This window comes from Corynebacterium sp., assembly GCF_012837295.1.
In the GTDB taxonomy this organism is placed as follows: domain Bacteria; phylum Actinomycetota; class Actinomycetes; order Mycobacteriales; family Mycobacteriaceae; genus Corynebacterium.
On record NZ_DURI01000095.1, the window covers coordinates 1 to 18,281 of the forward strand.

The 18,281-nt window shown below is 70.3% G+C and carries 17 protein-coding genes and 1 tRNA gene; 8 read left to right on the forward strand and 10 right to left on the reverse strand.

Annotated features, from left to right (window positions below):
* The coding region (locus GX015_RS03080; RefSeq protein WP_291342723.1) for a 3-methyladenine DNA glycosylase at positions 1-781 on the forward strand (781 nt) is incomplete at its 5' end.
* Between the two features lie 72 nt (positions 782-853).
* Positions 854-2,596, forward strand: coding sequence for a vWA domain-containing protein (locus GX015_RS03085; protein WP_291342724.1), 1,743 nt, complete (start codon positions 854-856; stop codon positions 2,594-2,596).
* Between the two features lie 499 nt (positions 2,597-3,095).
* On the opposite strand, the gene GX015_RS03090 is transcribed toward GX015_RS03085, so the two are convergent.
* The 5 genes from GX015_RS03090 to secA2 form a co-directional block, all read right to left on the reverse strand.
* On the reverse strand, positions 3,096-3,593 hold the full coding sequence (locus GX015_RS03090; RefSeq protein ID WP_291342745.1) for a MerR family transcriptional regulator: 498 nt from the start codon (positions 3,591-3,593) through the stop codon (positions 3,096-3,098).
* A 537-nt stretch (positions 3,594-4,130) separates the two neighbouring features.
* Positions 4,131-4,721 (reverse strand): bifunctional nuclease family protein, encoded by a 591-nt coding sequence (locus tag GX015_RS03095; protein WP_291342726.1) that lies wholly within the window; start codon positions 4,719-4,721, stop codon positions 4,131-4,133.
* A 16-nt stretch (positions 4,722-4,737) separates the two neighbouring features.
* A complete protein-coding gene (locus GX015_RS03100; RefSeq protein ID WP_291342728.1) occupies positions 4,738-5,487 on the reverse strand; it encodes a MerR family transcriptional regulator in 750 nt (249 codons plus the stop codon).
* Positions 5,488-5,508: 21 nt separating this feature from the next.
* On the reverse strand, positions 5,509-5,937 hold the full coding sequence (odhI, locus tag GX015_RS03105; protein ID WP_291342730.1) for an oxoglutarate dehydrogenase inhibitor Odhl: 429 nt from the start codon (positions 5,935-5,937) through the stop codon (positions 5,509-5,511).
* 82 nt (positions 5,938-6,019) lie between these two features.
* Positions 6,020-8,296: an accessory Sec system translocase SecA2 gene (secA2, locus tag GX015_RS03110; RefSeq protein ID WP_291342731.1), complete on the reverse strand. Its 2,277-nt coding sequence runs from the start codon at positions 8,294-8,296 to the stop codon at positions 6,020-6,022.
* A 153-nt stretch (positions 8,297-8,449) separates the two neighbouring features.
* On the opposite strand from secA2, the gene rraA reads away from it, so the two are divergent.
* Genes rraA through GX015_RS03125 form a run of 3 tightly spaced genes read left to right on the forward strand, consistent with a single transcriptional unit; the run spans position 8,450 to position 10,090 of the window.
* Positions 8,450-8,926 (forward strand): ribonuclease E activity regulator RraA, encoded by a 477-nt coding sequence (gene rraA, locus GX015_RS03115; RefSeq protein WP_102214543.1) that lies wholly within the window; start codon positions 8,450-8,452, stop codon positions 8,924-8,926.
* Positions 8,927-8,928: 2 nt separating this feature from the next.
* Positions 8,929-9,339 carry a VOC family protein gene (locus GX015_RS03120; RefSeq protein ID WP_102214510.1) on the forward strand — a complete coding sequence of 137 codons (411 nt, stop codon included), beginning with the start codon at positions 8,929-8,931 and terminating at the stop codon, positions 9,337-9,339.
* Between the two features lie 22 nt (positions 9,340-9,361).
* Positions 9,362-10,090, forward strand: coding sequence for a glycoside hydrolase family 25 protein (locus tag GX015_RS03125; protein WP_291342746.1), 729 nt, complete (start codon positions 9,362-9,364; stop codon positions 10,088-10,090).
* Here the strand turns inward: GX015_RS03125 and GX015_RS03130 are convergent.
* Together GX015_RS03130 and GX015_RS03135 are read right to left on the reverse strand one after the other, a co-directional pair.
* On the reverse strand, positions 10,087-10,662 hold the full coding sequence (locus GX015_RS03130) for a TIGR03086 family protein (RefSeq protein WP_102214506.1): 576 nt from the start codon (positions 10,660-10,662) through the stop codon (positions 10,087-10,089). The genes GX015_RS03125 and GX015_RS03130 overlap by 4 nt on opposite strands.
* Before the next feature lie 290 nt (positions 10,663-10,952).
* Positions 10,953-11,174, reverse strand: coding sequence for an LPXTG cell wall anchor domain-containing protein (locus tag GX015_RS03135; protein ID WP_180965755.1), 222 nt, complete (start codon positions 11,172-11,174; stop codon positions 10,953-10,955).
* Between GX015_RS03135 and GX015_RS03140 the strand changes: the two genes are divergently transcribed.
* Positions 11,158-11,616, forward strand: a complete 459-nt coding sequence (locus GX015_RS03140; protein ID WP_291342737.1) for a hypothetical protein — start codon at positions 11,158-11,160, stop codon at positions 11,614-11,616. The two genes, GX015_RS03135 and GX015_RS03140, sit on opposite strands and share 17 nt — an antisense overlap.
* A 265-nt stretch (positions 11,617-11,881) precedes the next feature.
* On the opposite strand, the gene GX015_RS03145 is transcribed toward GX015_RS03140, so the two are convergent.
* Positions 11,882-11,958, reverse strand: a tRNA-Pro gene (locus GX015_RS03145).
* A gap of 54 nt (positions 11,959-12,012) precedes the next feature.
* The gene (locus GX015_RS03150; RefSeq protein ID WP_291342738.1) at positions 12,013-14,814 is read right to left on the reverse strand and encodes a DEAD/DEAH box helicase; all 2,802 of its coding nucleotides are present in this window, start codon (positions 14,812-14,814) and stop codon (positions 12,013-12,015) included.
* Positions 14,815-14,916: 102 nt separating this feature from the next.
* On the opposite strand from GX015_RS03150, the gene amrB reads away from it, so the two are divergent.
* Positions 14,917-16,428, forward strand: coding sequence for an AmmeMemoRadiSam system protein B (gene amrB, locus GX015_RS03155; protein WP_291342740.1), 1,512 nt, complete (start codon positions 14,917-14,919; stop codon positions 16,426-16,428).
* Positions 16,425-17,567: an AmmeMemoRadiSam system radical SAM enzyme gene (gene amrS, locus GX015_RS03160; protein WP_291342742.1), complete on the forward strand. Its 1,143-nt coding sequence runs from the start codon at positions 16,425-16,427 to the stop codon at positions 17,565-17,567. Before amrB ends, amrS begins: the two co-directional genes overlap by 4 nt.
* 71 nt (positions 17,568-17,638) lie before the next feature.
* Here amrS and GX015_RS03165 read toward each other — a convergent pair.
* Positions 17,639-18,281: PASTA domain-containing protein (locus GX015_RS03165; RefSeq protein WP_291342744.1), on the reverse strand; the 643-nt coding region annotated here is incomplete at its 5' end.

Consider the following 18,281-nt stretch of genomic DNA (forward strand, 5'->3'; position numbering starts at 1 on the left):
CCGGTCGCGGGGCCGGAAGCATCCCGTGTGGGACTTCCTCTTCGAGTACTACCCCGTCCGCCCGGGCACGTTGCGCCGATGGGCCCCGGGTCTCGGGGTCGCATTGGCCGGCGCCGACGATCCCCGCGCCGCCGAGCACGTCGCGCACCTGCGCGATTTCCGCGCCGGCGGCGACGGCATCGCCCGCCTCGACCACGCCGCCCACGCCGAGCGCCGCGGTGAAGCGATCTCCTACATCGCCGACCTCCTGGCCGGAACGCTGGCCAACGACGCCCACTTCGACTGCTTCGGCCTCCACGAATGGGCGATGGTCTACCGCGCCGACGAGAAACGCCACGCCGTGCCCTTGAGGTTGGGCCGCTCGGGGACGGACGACGTCGTCGACAAGCATCGCGTCCGATGCACGCACTACGACGCCTACCGCTTTTTCACGCCCGACGCGGTGCCGCTGAACGAAAACCGCCCGACCCGCGCCACGCAATCCTCCTGCGAGCAGGCCGGATGCCTGCACGCGAACATGGACCTGTACAAGTGGGCCACCAAGCTCGGGCCGCTCGTCCCCGGCGAACTGTGGCTCGACGCGTTCGAACTCGCCCGCGACGTCCGCCGCCTGGACATGGAGGCGTCGCCCTACGATCTCGCCGACCACGGGTTCGCGCCCGTGCGCATCGAGACGCCGGACGGCAAGGCCGAATACGTCGCCCGACAGCGGGAATTGGCGGAACGCGCCGCGCCGATTCGCACCGAGTTGCTCCGATTGGCGAGGTCCTTTCCGGGCTAGAGTGGGCTGCGAACGCTTCCACCGCAGTCACCATCCATCGCGGTCACCCCATCCATGAGGAGCTGAGCAACCGTGGGCAGGCATTCCGACGGCAAGCCGAACTACCGCGTGGCCAAGGCGCCGCTGATCCTGCTGCTCGTGGCGGTGCTCGTGGGCGCCCTGATCGTCGCCTGGTTCGCGCTGCGGGCCGCCGACCGCGACGAACTCGGGGCGCAGTCGAATTGCTCGAAGGGCGACCTGACGCTGATCGTCACCGCCGACCCCGCCGTCGCCGGTGCGGTTCGCGAGCAGGCCACGAAGTGGGCCGAGACCGGCCCCGTGGTCCGCGACTACTGCGTGCGGCCGCAGGTGACCGTCAACGGTTCGCAGCAGATCCTCGATGCGATCCGCGCGCACGGAGCCGATGACGGCGCGGGAGACGGTGAGGGCGGAGGCGCGGCGACCGGCGGGATCATGCCGGTCCTGCCCGCAGTGTGGGTGCCGGCGGACGACTCCTTCATCGAGGCCGCGCGCGACGCCGGAGTGGTCGGCGTCGACGGTGAAACCGCCCGCTTCGATCCCCAGCCCGTCGGCCTGGCGGTGGCCTCCGACCGCGCCGCCGACCTCGAAGGCAAGGTGTGGGAGGACATCGCCAGCGCCGACGACCTGGTCATCGCCACGCCCGGCGGCCCCGATGCAGTGGTCTCCTCCGTGGTCAACGCCCGGCTGATGCCGAACGCCGGGGCTCCCGAGCGCCTCGCCGCGTCCGAGGGGCGGATCACCGCCGGCGGCAGCTTCACGTCCGAGGCGCTGCTCGGCCAGCTGGCGAAGGGCACCGCGGAGGGGTACGACGCCGTGAGCGCGACCCGGTCGATGGTCGACGCCGCGACGAAGACAGGCTCCGAGGGGCTGAGCTTCATCTCCCCCGACGGTTCGCCCGCCCTGTCCGCGCCCATGGTCGCCTTCACCTCCGGCGGCCCGATCGACGAGACGAACGCCCGCGCGGCCGCCGAGTTCGTGGAGTTCGCCCGGGAAGACGGCGGCGTCGATGCCGCCGAGCCCGGCGACGACAGTGCCGCGGCCTCCCCGCTCGACGGTGCCGCCGGCGAGCTGCTGCCGGAGATCGCCGCGCGCCAAACGAACCCGGCCGCCGGCGCCGCCACCGATGTGCCGGAGAGCGCAGCCGGTGAGCCGGGCGCCGAACGCGGCGACGACGCTGGCTCCGACCGTGCCGCCCCGGCCGACGATGCCGCGGCCACCGAGCCCGCCGGATCGACGCTGGTGCTGCTGGACACCTCGGAGGGCATGGACCTCGACGCGGTACGCGGCGCGCTGACTCCGCTTCTGGACCGCGCGATCGACGGCGAAGGCCGCCGCGTGGCCCTGTGGAACTACTCCTCCCCCATGTCCGAGGGCGTGATCAGCCCGGTGCGTCCCAACGTCCGTTTCGGCGCGGGCGCCAAGGACCGGTCCGCGGAGGTGCTCGGCCAGTTGGGCACCGGCGGCGAGCCGTGGGTGTGGCGCTCCGTCGAGCCGGCCGTCGGATACGTCTCCGAAGCCTGGTCGCCGGGCGTGGCCAACCGCGTCGTGCTCATCACCTCGGGTTCCGATGCGTCGGGCGACGATGCCCGCGCCGCCGTCGACCGCATCGTCGCTTCCGCCACCGGGGACCGTCCGGTGCGCGTCGACGTCGTGGTCCTCGGCGACGAAGCCGACTCCGACGCCGATTCCGGCACCCGCGCCGAGCTCCGGCGACTGGCCGACGAAACCGGCGGATCCATCCGCTCCGCCGGCTCCGATCTCACTGCCGCGCTCGTCCGCGCCATGGGCCTTTAGGCCGGACTCCGGCCGGGCCCTGATCTGTAGCCCGAACCCGGTTCGCACCATGGGCCTCTAGACGGGCGCGGCGGCATCCACGGTGGCCCCGGTGTGCTCAACCGCTCTACGGGCCTTAGGGCGCACTTTTCCATCCGTGCAGGTCAGCGGCCCGCAATTGCACGCCGATGATGGGGCCGAGCCCACGGATTCAATACGCCGCCGTACGCGGCCATCGCGCAGACCACCTACGGCGCGGTGTTGAAGAAAACTCCCCTCGAGTCTTCAAGACGCCGCCGTACGCGCCCCGAAATTCCTATGCGTACGGCGTGGTGTTGAACGCGCCACCGACGATCACCACCACGCGACACTGGTGGGGCCAATGGGGTTCAAGTCCGACCCTCGTCCGCGCCATGTACCTGCGCGCAAAGGGGACGGGAGCCGCGCACCTACTCCCGACACTCGAAAAGCGCCCCGCGGGGAGGTGCGGGGCGCTTTCGCCAGGGGGCTTGTGCCGTGTCTAGCCGATGCGGCGACGGCGGCGGGCGGCCAGCTCGTCGACGGGCGCCTCGACCTGGGTGCCGTCGACGCGCTCGGACGGGAAGCTGGCGATGGAGCCGGCGAGCTCCTTCATGATGCCCGGCACCGCGATGCCGAACACGCCCTGGCCACCGTTGAGCAGGTCGATGACCTCCTCGTTCGAGCGGCACTGGTAAACGGTGCGGCCGTCGGAGACCAGGGTGATGGTCGCCAGATCATCGACGCCGAGGTCGCGGAGCTTATCCACGGCCAGGCGGATGTTCTGCAGCGAAATGCCGGTGTCCAGCAGGCCGCGCACGATCTTGAGCACCAGAATGTCGCGGAAGGAGTACAGGCGCTGCGAGCCGGAGCCGTGCGCGTTGCGGATCGACGGTTCGACCAGGCCGGTGCGCGCCCAGTAGTCGAGCTGGCGGTAGGTGATGCCGGCGGCCTGGCAGGCGATGGGCACGCGGTAGCCCACTTCCTCGTCCGGGCCCATGTCGAACAGCGACTCCTGCACGCCCGCGTCGACGTTGTCGGCGGCGGCGTGGTCGGAGTCCTGGCGATCAGCGATGCGATCGTCGGCCATGGTGATGTTCTCCCCTGGTAGTTCCACTGTTGTCGTTTATCTTTCGCCAAGGGTAGGGCACTGTCAACAGCATTTCGGCCGACACGCCGCAGGTCTAAACCTGAAGTTCAGCTTCAGAGTTTTGAAATTACAAAAGCGCAGTTCAGAGCGCCGAGCTGGAGGGCGACATGCACTTTTGCCGCTCAAGTCAAGGATCAGGCTTCGGGGGTGATCGGGGGTGCCACACCCGACACTCGAGTCACATCCAGTCACACGAGTAACACATTCGGGCGCCTGAACGTCAGGCGATCACTGGTTTACGAAAGAGGGCATCGCTTGACGATGAACGGCCTCGTTCTATGAAGCAGGACATGGCTCGGCGAAGCAGGGCATCGCTTGACGACGCCCACCTGTCCCCCAATTCGCCCGCCACGACGGAGTCGGACGCGCGCCATCGCTTGACGACGGCTACCTGTCCCCCGGTTCGCCCGCGCCATCGGAGCCACGCGAATCCCCATTCCCGCCGGAGCCGCCCGCCCCCTCGGAGCCACCGGACTCGCCCATGAAATCGGCGGCGTCGATCTCGTCGAGGAACCTGGCGAACTCCTCCACCGACTCCTCTTCTTCGTCGCCGGGGTTCTCGGGGTCGTCGAAAAGCGATCCCGCCGGCACCGACGCAGCCTCGAGGATCTCCCGCGCGAACAGCAGCGGAGCCTCGGCGATCTCGCACACGGCAACGGCATCCGAAACACGGCAATCGACCCGGCCGCCGTCCGAGAGCACCAGCGCGGCGATGAACACGCCCTCGTGATACCCCGTGACCTCGGCACGCTCAATGGAATTGCCCGTCGACTCCGCCATCTCGACGACGACGTCCTGCGCGCACGGGCGGTTCTGCGTCATGCCGGCCTCGCGTGCCGCGAGATAGGCCGCCTCCGCCGGGCCGATCCAGACGGGCACCACGCGGCCGCTGCCGGGCCACGACAACAGCAGCACGGGGTGATCTTCCGGCTCATGGACCAGAATGCCGCGGGATTCGACCTCCACCAATTCATCCATGTGGGCAGGCTACCCGTCAGCGGCCGAGGTCGTCGTTGACCTGGCGCTTGAGCAGGGTGCCGTGCAGGGTCACCAGCAGCGCGGTCATCTCGCGGGCCATTTCCTCCGCCTTCTGGCGGGCGCCGTCGCCCTTGGAACGGGCCATGGGGGCGGCCGCCTGGCCGATCAAGTCGGCCTCGCGCGACGCGGCGGTGCGCACGGTCTTCATGTGCCGAGCATCCAAACCGAACTCGCGCAGCTTGCCGGCCGTGGTGGCCAGCGCCAGATCATCGCCGTCGAAGCAGTCCATCGCGTCCGGCGACAGCAGCCGGGCACGCACCAGGCTGCCCAGGAACTCCTCGTCGATGCCGGCGCGCTCCGCCAACTCCGCGCGGGACAGGTGGACCACCGCGGACTCGCGGAACTGATCCGGGGTCACCAGCGGGGTCACCGACGCCAGCCCCTCGCCGACCGCGGCGACGTTGCCGGCGTCGATGTTGTCCAGCTGCTCCTTGATCACCTTCAGCGGCAGATAATTGTCGCGCTGGACGGTGAGGATGTAGCGGAGACGATCGACGTCGGCACGGGCGAATCGCCGGTACCCGGACTGGCTCCGGGACGGCGAAATCAGGCCCTCCGACTCGAGGAAACGGATCTTCGACACCGTGACGTCCGGGAACTCCTGCTGGAGCTCCGAGAGCACGGCGCCGATGGACATCTTCCCCGCGGAACGGGTCCGCGGGGAGGTTGCCCCGGAGTCGGGGGCGGAAGCTGGAACGGCTGCCACGACGGTGGTACTTCCTGGTGTCTACTTCGGGGCGGTGAGGAAGACCAGGCGGAACTTGCCGATCTGGACCTCGTCGCCGTTGGACAGGGCGGCCGAGTTCTTCGGCTCGCGGTTGACGTAGGTGCCGTTGAGGGATCCCACGTCGACGACCTCGAACTTGTCGCCCTCCATGCGGAACTCCGCGTGGCGGCGCGACACCGTGACGTCGTCAAGGAAGATGTCGCTGTCGGGATGGCGACCCGACGTGGTCACCGGCTGATCCAGCAGGAAGCGGGATCCCGCGTTCGGGCCGCGCTTCACCACGAGGAGCGCCGAACCCTCGGGCAGCCCCTCGACTCCGGGCACCGCGGGGTCCTGGCCGGCGCCGGACTCCATCTCCTTGAGCAGGTCGGCGCGGAAGACCGAAGTGGTCTCAACCGAAGCCTCAGGCTTGCCGGTGTTGTTCGTCATTGCACATCCTCCGGATAATCGTCCGATTTCCTGTAACGCTCTAAATCATAGCCGTTGCGACGGACGGGTGTGGGCGACTCCCTCAACGGAACATGGCCGCAACCGAGCCGACCACCGAATCTCCGCCGGACAACGGGTTGTCGTTGACCATGTACGTCCAGGTGGAGCTCGGCCGGCCCATGCCCTCCGCATCGAGGTCGACGCCGTCGGCGGTGATGGTCACCTCGCGGAAGCTCTTCGCGGCTTCGTCGACGGCCTCGGCGGCGAGGTTCTTGAACGCCGAAATGGCGGCGCGGTGGAACTCGTCGATGGGGCTCTCCTTCGCCAGCGCCCGCAGGTGGACGGACTCGCGGAGGTCGTCGAGATCGCCGAGATGCTCCGACCAGCCCATGTCCAGGTGATGGAGGGCGATCTCGCGGGCCGCGCCCTCCGCCACGTCCTCGGGCACGTCGGCGAGGACCTCGGCGGCGCGCTCCGGCTCGCGCTCGGACAGTTCGCGCCACGCCAGATCCGTGGTCAGCAGGCGTTCGCGGCGGTCGTCGAGAATCGCCCGCTGGTCGCCGATGAGCTTGTTGTACTTCCACGTCGTGGCGTGAATGGACAGCATCGTCGCCTCGGTGACGCGCTGGGCCCGGTCCACGTGGGCGGCGGCGCGCGGGTCGCGGATGCGGCCGTCGGCCTCGGGAGTGACGGTCAGTTCCTCCCCCGCCCCGCCTTCGACGACCATGTCGTCGTCGAGCGCCACGAAGAAGACGCTGGACCCGGGGTCGCCCTGGCGGCCGGCGCGTCCGCGCAGCTGCCCGTCGAGTCGCCCCGTGCGGTGGCGGGCGACGCCGATGACGCACAGCCCGCCGAGTTCGACGACCTCGTCCCGGTCGGCCTCGTCGCGACCGCCCAATCGGATGTCGGTGCCGCGGCCGGCCATCTGAGTGGACACGGTGACCCGCCCCGGCGCGCCGGCTTCGGCGATGACGGCGGCCTCCGCCTCGTCGTTCTTCGCGTTGAGCACCGCCGCATCGATGCCGCGCTCGGCCAGCGCCTCGGCCAGCCGCTCCGATTCGGCGACGTCGCCGGTGCCCACCAGCACCGGGCGGCGTCGGCCATGGACTTCGATGACCTCGTCGACGACGGCGGCGAAGGCGTCCTCGTGAGTCGCGTAGATCCGGTCGGGCTCGTCGTCGCGGACGCAGGGCTCGTTCGGCTCGACGACGGAAACCCGCATCCCGTAGAACTCGCGGAACTGGTCGCCCGCGGCGACGGCGGTGCCGGTCATGCCGCACGTGATCTCGTAGCGTCCAACCAGCTGCTGGATGGTCAGGGTGTCCAGCACCCGCCCGCCGCCGGAGACGTCGAGCCCCTCCTTCGCTTCCACTGCCGCCTGCAGCCCGTCGGGCCAGCGCTGCAGATCGGCGATGCGCCCGCGGGAGGAATCGACCAGCGCCACCTTCCCGTCGCGCACGATGTAGTCCACGTCGCGGCGCAGCAGCTCACGGGCGTGCAGGGCGACGTTGACCTGCACGAGGGTGGTGGAGACGTTGGCTTCGTCGTAAAGCGAATCGATGCCCAGCAACCGCTCGACGCGCGCGGCGCCGGTGTCCGTCAGGAACACGTTGCGGCGGCCGGCGTCGACGGTGAAGTCGTCTCCCTTGGCCAGGCGGCGGACGATGTCGGTGATGCGGCCGGCCGGGGCCTCGCCCTCCGCGGAACCGGCCAGGACCAGCGGGACGAGGGCCTCGTCGACGAGCACCGAGTCGGCCTCGTCGATGATGGCCACCCGCGCCGGCTGCTGGACGCGATCGGCGACGTCGATGGCGCAGCGGTCGCGCAGGACGTCGAAGCCGAGCTCGTTGACGGCGACGAAGACGACGTCGGCGGCGTAGGCGCGTCGGCGGACGTCGGCGTCGTCGGCCTCGTCGACGGATGCGGCGGTCAGCCCCAGGAACTCGAAGATCGGCCCCATCCATTCGGCGTCACGGCGCGCCAGGTACGAGTTCACGGTCACCGAATGCACCCGTTCGCCGCGCAGCGCGAAACCGGCGCCGGCCAACGCGCCGGACAGGGTCTTGCCCTCGCCGGTGGCCATCTGCACCACGTCGCCCTCCAGCAGGCGCAGCGCGCCCTGCAGCTGGACGTCGAAGGGCCGCAGCCCGGTGGCGCGCTCCGCAACCTCGCGCAGGCAGGCCAGCAATTCCGGCGCATCGTCGCGATTGGCGCGGGCACGGTCGGCGAGTTCGGCGTCGGACAGCCCCTTCAGCTCCGGCTCGAGCTCCGCGGCCCGGGCCACCAGCGACACGCTGCGCTTCTGATCGCGGCTCTGCTTCCCGCCGAGGGCCTTCCAGAACCAACCCATACCCGCCACGTGCGCCTCCGTCCGGCCGATTGCACCCGCGGGCGGCCGGGGCCAGCGCGGGTCCTTACGACGATCCAGCCTAACGCACCATTTGTCCGGCGCGTTCTGGCAATGTTGGTGCGAGACACCCGCAGAATCACTGACTCGAAAGTGGAGGCCACCATGGGCGACGTCCAGTTCATCCCCACCGCCGACCTGGTCGACGAAATCGGCGCGCACGTGCGCAGCTGCGACACGCAGTTCCGCGACATCGGCGGCGCGCGCGAGTTCTGCGGCCGCATTTCCACCGTCCGCTGTTTCCAGGACAACGCGCTGCTCAAGGCGGTGCTGTCCGAGGATTCCGACGGCGGCGTCCTGGTCATCGACGGGTCCGGCTCGCTGCACACGGCGCTGGTCGGCGACGTCATCGCCGCGCTCGGCCGCGATCACGGCTGGTCGGGCGTCATCGTCCACGGCGCGGTGCGCGACTCCAAGCTCATCGGCGAGATGAACTTCGGCTGCAAGGCGCTGGGCACCAACCCGCGCAAGTCCACCAAGACCGGCTCCGGCGAGCGCGATGTCGTGGTCAGCTTCGGCGGCGTCGACTTCGTGCCGGGCGACATGGTTTACGCGGACTCCGACGGAATCGTGGTGCGGTAGCCATGCGCATCGTCTTCACCAGCATTTTCGTCCCCGACCAGGCGGCGGCGCGCGACTTCTACGTCGACGTCCTCGGTTTCCGCGTCAAGCACGACATCCCCATGGGCGAGGTTTCCTGGCTCACCGTCGTCGCCCCGGAGGACCCGGATGGGCCGGAGATCGTCCTCGAGCCGGACGGCCATCCCGCGGTCGGCCCCTACAAGAAGGCGCTGTACGACGACGGCATCCCCATGAACACCTTCGAGGTCGCCGACGTCCGAGCCGAGCACGCGCGCCTGGCCGAGGCCGGCGTGGCGTTCACGGTCGAGCCGCAGGAGCTTCCCGACGGCATGGTTCGCGCCGTGTTCGACGACGGTTTCGGCAATCTGCTGCAGATTCACCAGGTCGCGCCGGACACCGACTCCGCGGCGTAGGTCCGCCATCGATTCCCGCACCCTGACCGGCGTCGACGTCAGCGAGTGGCAGGACGGCCTGCCGTTGTCCGCGGCGGCCGCAGCAGGCCACCGCTTCGCCATCGTGCGCGCCTGCGACGGCACGTACGCCGATCCGGTGTTCGCCTCGCACGTCGCCGACGCCCGGCGATCCGGGCTGCTCGTGGGCGCGTATTGGTATGTGCGCCATCCCCTGGAAGGAACGACTTTCCGGGAGCAGGCGCGGGTCGTCGCAAAGCAGCTTGTTTCCGCCTTCGGCACTGTGCTTGACGACGCACCGGCGGTCTGGCTCGACGTCGAGACCGTTCCGCACCGTCTGGGAGTCGATGACGTCGTCGCGGCGGCGCGGGCGTTGGAGGCCGAGGGCGTTCGGTGCGCCGGGATGTACGCGACGCGGTCCTACTGGCGGCTGCGCCGGTCCCCCGCGTTCGGCGATGGACCGTGCGAGGTGCCCGGTGGCCTGTGGCTCGCGCAGTGGCCGGGTGGTGCGTTGAAGGGCGATGAGGATGGGTGTGGCGGGCACGAGGGTGCGACTGCCGGCGGCGGGCACGAGGGGTCGTCCGCCTACCCCGGCGACGACCACCGTGCCTGGCGCCCCTTTCGAGGCCGAACCCCCGACCTGTGGCAATTCACGGATCGGGGGTCGGTGGCGGGCTTCACCGTCGACGTCAACGCATTTCGCGGCGACGAGGGTGACCTGGCCCGCCTGTTGGCCGGGGTCGGCTCGGGCTAGCTGGTCGCGGAGGCCAGCGACGGCGCCGACCACTGCGGATCGCGGCCGATGAAGGCGACGAGCTGGTCCACGGGATCCTCGGAGTCGGTCTCCACGGCCGGGCCGAAGTGGCCGGAGGCGCGCAGGTTCTCGCCCATGGCGGCCAGGCCCTCGCGCAGGCCGGTGGCGTAGCTGCCGGAGAGGTGGATCTCGATGTCGGCGGCCTTGGCCAGGTCCCACGTGTGCATGAAGATGTCGCCGGTGTACAGGCGGTCGACGGCCTCGTCGAGGCGCATGCCCGCGAAATCGCCGGACTCGATGACGGTGCCGGCCAGGTCGCGGTCGTCGAGGAGGCTCTGCACCTCGACGGTGCGCAGGCGCCAGCGCTCGGCGAGACCGCGGGACGGGATGTCCTTCAAGGTCGGGCCGCCCCACGACTCGAGGACCGCGGGGAACCAGGTGAGCAGGTGCTCGACGATGTCGCCGGCGACCCATTCGGGGACCGGGGTGGGCGCGTCCCACTTGGTGACGCGGTCGGCGACGGCCGCGAAGTCGCGGGCGATCTTCTCGTGTCGGGTCGAAATCTGGGTCATCTTTTCCTCCTGGGATCGCCGGCGCGGGCCCGTGCGGGAGTTGGCGCGGCGAGGACGAAGCGTCGTCACCGCAACCCGATCCGGCGTACGTTCCCGCCGGGGCGGCGGGTGGATGGTTGTGAAGAATAGCGCTAAGGATAGCGGTTTCTGCAAGTTTTACCGAAAGTCACGAAGTGTAACGCGTCGATGTCACCGGGATCCCGCGCCGAAAACCGCGGCAGGGGCCCGCCGACGCCGTCGGCGGACCCTTGCGTACAGCGGAGAGGTGTTACTCCCCTACCTGCAATCTCCTACTTCCGGCCGGCCTTCCTGCGCCGCCAGGTCACCAGAGCCATGCCCAGGGCAATCGTGGCACCCGCCAAGACGACCAACCCGGCGATCTCCACGCCAGTCACCGGCAGCTTCGACCCACCCGACGGCGGCTTCGCCTGGCCGGCACCCGCCCGCGGAGTCGACTTCACCGTCGACTTCACCGTCGGCTTGCCGTCCGCGCCCGTGGTGGTCGTCTTCACCGTCGTCTTTCCATCCGGACCGGACGTTGTCGTCTTCACCGTCGTCTTCCCATCCGGCCCGGTGGTCGTGGTCACCGAACCACCCGGAGTCGTCGGCTCGGACGTCGACGGCTCACTCGTACCGGACGGTTCGCTCGTCTTGCTCGGCTCGCTGGAGCTCGAAGGCTCACTCGTACCCGACGGCTCACTGGTCGAGCTCGGCTCACTCGTTCCGGACGGCTCACTCGTCTCGCTCGGGTCCGTGCTTTCGCTCGGATCCGTACTCGGCTCCGTCGATTCGCTCGGCGGCTCGTCGGCACTGCACACCAACGCCACCGCCGCCTGGTCACAGGCATCACCCGAGGACCACTGGAGGCCGTCATTGAATCCGCGCATGGGAACGTCCTGCAAGTACGGGGAGCCGACGATCTTGTTCTGCGGACCCACGGCATTCTGCTGCTGACCAGGGAAACGGTCATTGTAGTCCGACGGCAAAATCGTGGAGGTCAACGCACTCTAAATCGTGAAGAGCCCTTAAATGACCCAATTCCGATCTCCCCTTCACCCACCCCAAATGTGCATGACTCTTCGACGAAGGAAATGGCAATAGCGCCCCCTTACACCATTGTCATTACAGTTCCATTCGATCCGTAAAGGAAAAACGAAAAACCCGGTGGAGAGGAACTCTCCACCGGGTCGCAGCCGTGACGAACTGCATTTGAAAAACCTGGTCGGACTGACAGGATTTGAACCTGCGACCCCCTCACCCCCAGTGAGGTGCGCTACCAAGCTGCGCCACAGTCCGCCGCTGCCGTTCAACGGCAACTGCCACAGATTACAACATTGTCGGCATGGTGGGCTAATCCGCAGGTCGCGGCGGGTCGGCCGGTTCTTCCCCGGCCTCTCCCGGAGCCTCCCCGTCCACCGCGTCACCGGTCTCTTCGGCCGCTTCGATGCCTGCTTCCGGGACCGCACTCCCCGCTCCCGCCAGCCTCTCCCGCTCGGCCGCGATGATTTCGCGCGCGAGTTCCGCCTCGGACACGTCGTAGGCCTCGGGGGCGGCTTCGGCGGTCGTGGACACGCGCACCAGCTCGTCGAAAAGCTGCTTTTTGCGGGCGAGGATCTCGAGTATCCGGGCGTCGACGGAATCCTCCAGAAGCAGCCTGTGCACCTGCACCGACTCCAGCTGGCCCATGCGGTGGGCCCGGGCGATCGCCTGCCACTCGGTGGTGGGCTTGAGCTGCGGCTCGCAGATGACGACGACGGACGCCGCCTGAATGTTCAGGCCCACGCCGCCGGCGACGATCTGCGACACCAGCACCGCCCCACCCTCGGCAGCGGAGAACTCGTCGACGAGCTCCTGGCGGCGCGCCGCCGGCACGTCTCCTGTCAGCGGCCCCACCGCGACGTCGCCGAGCGCGACCATCACCGAGTCCAACACGTCCCGGAAGTGCGAGAACACGATCACGCGGCGGCCATTGTCGCGGGCCTCCTCCGCGATGTCGATGAGTCGCTCCATCTTCGCCGACCCCGCACCCGCCACGTACGCGGCGCGGCGCATGGCCATGAAGTTCCCCTCGTCGACGGCCTTGCGGTACGCGGCGTCGTCGGCGCCGGTGGCCTCGACCCAGTCGTCGACCTCGACCAGCTCGGGTAGCTCGTCGAGCACGTCGGCCTGGTTGCGCCGCAGGTACACCGGCGCGACGAGTTCGCGGAACTCGGCGACGGGCACGTCCTGCTCCCCCTCCAGCAGATCCGGCCGCAAATAGCGCACGAGCGTCCGGAATTCGTCGATGCGATTCTCCAGCGCAGTGCCCGTCAGCAGAATCGCGCCCTCGACCTGCTCGATCACGCCGGCCAGCAGCTGCGACCGCTTGGCGCCCGGATTCTTGATGTAGTGCGCCTCGTCGACGATCACGCACGCCAGCCCGGGACACCCGACGACGCGATCCCGCACCGACCCGAGCGTCCCGTACGTGGTCACGGCGACGCCGCCGCGCGTCAACCACTCGTCGATGGCCAAGTCCCGCGCCTGGCCGTGCAGGCGGTGCGCCTCCAGCCGCGACTTCGACTCGACCTCGCGGATCCAATTCGACACCACCGCCGCCGGGCACACCACCAGGAAATGCGTCTTCTCGCGGGCATGCAGATGCGTCAGCGCCGCCAGCGCCTCGATGGTCTTGCCCAGGCCCATCTCATCGCCGATGAGCACCTTCTTCTGCACCAGCGCGAACCGCGCCGCGAAATCCTGGTAACCGCGCAGCGAGGCCTTCAGGAACCGGGTGTCCAGGTCGATCCCGCGAATGGCCGCGATGATCTCCTCCGGCAGATCGCCGTGCACGCGGTCGCCCTCGTCGGGCAGCAACCCCAGCTGCGCCGCCAGCGCCTGGTAGTCGGCGGGCCGCGCCCGGAAATCCGCCCGCAGCTCATCGTCGGAGGCGTTCGCGGGCGCGCCGCCGTCGTCCGCGCCCGCATCCGGGCCAATGAGCTTGCCGACGGACCCTCGCAGCACCTCGGCCAGTCTCAACACCCCGGCGACGGCGGCGCGGAACTCCGGGATCCCCCGGCCGGACGTGGGAAAGACCATCGCGTCGCCCACGCCGGGTGCCATCACCGGCGCCAGCGAGGCCAGCGCCACCGCCGCAGTCGACCCGTCGGGGCCGCGCAGCGGGCCGCGCGCGATCTCCCACCGCCGCAGCTGACGCAGCACGTCGGTGGCCTCCGGCGTGCGCGCCGACGGATCGAGGAGCAACGGCTGGTCGTCCATCATCTGCTGCCGCAGCGTCTGGGCCGCGCCGAGGAGCTTCCGCGCCGAGTCCGCCCCGATGCCCGGAACGTCGGCCAGCGACGACCCCGCCTTGAGCACCGCCCCGACGGTCCGCAGGCCGGCGTCCTCGATGGGCGCGATGCGCAGCCGGTCCCGGGTGACGTCGCGCAGCGCCTCGACGCCGAGCCCCTCGAGCAGCTGATCGGTGGCCCGGCTCCGCAGCCGCTCTCCCGCGGCGATCGCCGCGACGCGGGTGGTCCGCTCGGTCTCGAGCGCCCCCGACAGCGCCGACAGCGCCCCGGGCAGGGCGGCGACGTCCGCGCCGGAGACGAGCTCGGGCGCCCCGAAACCGGGAGGCAAGCCGTCGGAAAGCAAACCGGTGACCCCGACGTCGGGGTACATGAGGTCCGTCGGCACCAGCTGCGGCGCCGCAGCGGTGGCCTCCACCTCGAGGCGGCCGAGCAACGCCGGCAAGTCACGGCGCCGCGCCCGGTCCACGACGTCGCCGAGGTACGCCACCGCCCTATCCGCGCCGGCCCGCGCATCGGGCCGCGAGAAGAACCTGCGCCAGCCCTCGGCGGCCCACGTCTCGCGCACGGCCGTCGCCGCGGGCCCGGCGAGCTCATCGATGAGCCGCGCCTCCTCCGCCCCTATGCCCGCCAGCCACCGGTGCCGCACGATCTCGCCCGCCCGCAGCAGCGCCGCCGCATCGACGGGCAAAACGCGCCACGCGACGTCGCCATCGACCTTCACCGGCACCGTGCGCCCCGTCAGTTCGGCGGCCGCCTGCCCGGCGGTCGCGGCAATCCGCGCCCGCCCATCGAGCACCCGCTGCGCCTGCCCGGACCAGAGGCGGATGAGGTCGATCGACTCGCGTGCGGCGGGAGCATTCATGCCCGTGACTTTATCGCCCGCCGCGGATCGGACCGCCGATCCACGGCGGCCCGCCCTCCCGATCCGGGCCGCGACGTACCCTGGGGGCATCGGAGGTGTCCCATGTTCTCCAGCAGATCCCACGGAAACCCGAGCTCACCGTCGCGCCCGCCCGCCGTCGCGGGCATGTTCTACCCCGCGGACCCGGGGGAATTGCGGCAGCAGGTCGAGCGGTTGCTCGCGGAGGCCCGGCCCCCGCTTGACGACGGCCCCGCGCCCCGCGCCCTCATCCTCCCCCACGCGGGCTACGTCTATTCCGGAGGCGTCACCGCGACGGGGTACGCGCTGCTCGGCGGGCCACCGCCTGATGGGCCAGCGTCGAGTGGCGCGTTCGCCCGCGCGGTGGTCATCGGCCCCGCCCACCGGGTGCCCGTGCGCGGAGTCGCCGATGCGGGAGTCGACGCGTTCGAGACCCCGCTGGGAACCGTCGCGACGCCCGCCGGCCTGCTGGACACGCTGCGGGAGCGGCTGTCGGGGACGTTCCCCGAGCTGCTCGTCACCTCGCCGAGGGTCCACGCCCACGAGCACTCCGTCGAGGTGCACCTGCCCTTCCTGCAGGTCCTCGCCCCGGAGCTGCCGGTGCTTCCGCTGGTGGCCGGCGATGCGACGGTCGAGGAAATGACCGAACTCGTCGCCGCCGTCATGGCGGACGAGGACACGCTGCTGATCATCAGCTCGGATCTCTCCCACTTCCTGACGCAGGACGAGGCCGTCGCCGTCGATTCCGGCACCCTCGACCGGATCGTCGCGCTCGAGGCGCCGCTGCCGCCGCGTTCGGCATGCGGGGCGATCCCCATCAACGGCCTGCTCGGCTTCGCCCGCCGCGCCGGATGGGCGGCGACCGTCGTGGACCGCGCCACCTCGGCCGACGTCCCCCACGGCGATCCCCACCGCGTCGTCGGTTACCCCGCCGTGCGCTTCGATCCGATCGGTTCCCGCCTTCCCGCCTACGCCCGCGCCGTCCTCGAGCACCGGTTGGCCGGCGGCCCCGACCCCGCCGATCCGGACGGCGGTTTCGGCGATCTCGTCGGCCACCCGTGGCTCATGGACGACGGCGCGTCCTTCGTCACCCTCACCGTCGACGGACGGCTGCGCGGCTGCATCGGTTCCTTGGAGGCCACCCGGCCCCTCGGCGCGGACATCGCGGCCCACGCCGTCGATGCGGCGCTGCACGATCCCCGCTTCCCCGCCGTCACCGCCGACGAATTGCCGGGCATCCGCGTCGAAGTTTCGGTGCTCTCCGCGCCGGAGCCCCTCGACGCATCTTCTGAAGCCGACGCCATCGCGGCCCTGCGCCCGCACGTCGACGGCGCGATCCTCTCCGGCTCCCCCACACGGGACGGTGCCGGCGCCGCCCTCGACCGCTTCCGCATGCGACTCGATCCGGCACCCCCGCGTCGCCGCGGCACGTTCCTGCCGCAGGTGTGGGAACAGCTGCCCGACCCGACGGAGTTCGTCCGGCACCTCAAGGCGAAGGCGGGTCTCGCCGCCGACGCCGGCTCCACCGGCTGGGGCGACGACTGGCGGCTGAGCGGCTACACGGTCCAATCCTGGGAGGAGGGCGAAGGACGATGAGGTCGGCGTCGTCAAGCAATCACGCGGAAACCCTGGGCACCCACCCCGCGCGGTGGGGGCGCGTGCTGGACGACGGCCGCGTGCAATGCCTGCTGTGCCCGCGCGAATGCCGCATGCGCGACGGGCAGCGCGGCTTCTGCTTCGTTCGCGCCAACAACGGCGGCAGACTCGTGCTGGACACGTGGGGGCGGTCGTCGGGGTTTTGCCTGGATCCGATCGAGAAGAAGCCGCTCAACCATTTCCTGCCGGGCACGTCCGTGCTCAGCTTCGGCACCGCCGGCTGCAACCTGGGCTGCAAGTTCTGCCAGAACCACGAGATTTCCACGTCGCGGCAGGTGGACACGCTCACCGACGCCGCGCTGCCGGAGGTCATCGCCGACGCCGCCGTCGCCGCCGGGGCCGCGTCCGTGGCATTCACGTACAACGATCCGGTCATTTTCGCCGAGTACGCCATCGACATCGCCGCCGCCTGCCGCGACCGCGGCGTGCGCACCGTCGGAGTGACGGCCGGGTACGTCTCGCCCTATGCCGAGGACGCGGCGGGAAGCGCGCGCGAGGATTTCTTCGGCGCGATGGACGCCGTCAACGTGGACCTCAAGGCGTTCACCCCGGAGTTCTACCGGCGCATCACGGGCGCCGACCTCGACGTCGTGCTCGACAACCTCGTTTGGCTGGCCGGGACCGAGACGTGGGTGGAGGTCACCACCCTGCTCATCCCCGGCCACAACGACTCGGACGCCGAAATCCGCGCGATGGCCGACTGGATCGTCGCCAACCTCGGCCCAGACGTCCCCCACCACTTCAGCGCATTTCACCCCGACAACCGCATGCGCGACGTGCCGCCGACCCCGCCGACGACCCTGCGCCGCGCCCGCGACATCGCCCGCGACGCCGGCGAGCGCCACGTCTACACCGGCAACGTCCACGACAAGGACGGCGACACCACCTTCTGCCCCGGCTGCGACGCCCCCGTCATCGTCCGCGATTGGTACCGCATGGTCGATTACCAGCTGCTCGCCGACGCCTCCGGCCGCGGGTCGTGCCCGCAGTGCGGCACGACGGTTCCCGGGCTTTACGACGCCGCCGGCCCCGGCGATTTCGGCCCCCGCCGCATCCCCATCCGCATCACCGGGCGGTGAACGGAAAAGGGTGTGGCGGGGGCCGGTCGAAAGGTGAGGAGGGTTTCGGGGGTTCGATCACCTCAGAGTGATCACTCCAGCGTGATGGTGATCGCCTGATCCGTCGTCGTCGCCGTGCCCGCCGGCGGATCGATGGTCGCCACCGTGCCGGTCAGCGCCGACAGGGAATTGGTCGTGTTTCCGTTGGCGTCGAGAATCGTGATGTCGCCGAAACCGGCGCGTCGCAAAGCAAGCTCGACCTCCGCCGGAGACTTGCCGACCGCCTCCGGCACCGTCGCCTCGACGACCTCCCCGCCGCCGAGGCCCGGGATGGCCGGCGGCGTCTCGCGGAGGCTGTTGACCTCGTCGCGCAGGCGGTCGAGCTCGTCGCGCATGGGGTCGGAGGTCGGCGTCGACTCCTCCGGCGACAGCGTTTCCGACGTCGTCGAGCTCGGCTCCGGCGGCGGCGTGGTCCCCGTCGGGTCGGCCGACTCGTCGTCGCCGGACAGGAAGCGGAACATCAGCGCCACCAGGATGACGATGGCGATGATCGCCGTCACCGCGATGATCGTCGCGCCCTTGCCGAAACCGCCCTTGCGCCCGTCGTCGCCGTCGTCCCGGCGATTGCGGCGGTCGCGGTCGTCGTAGTCGGCGCCACGGTCGTCGTAGGCGCCACCGCGGTCGTCGTAATTGCCGCCGCGACCGGCGTAGGCGTCGTCGCCGTAGCCCGGCGCC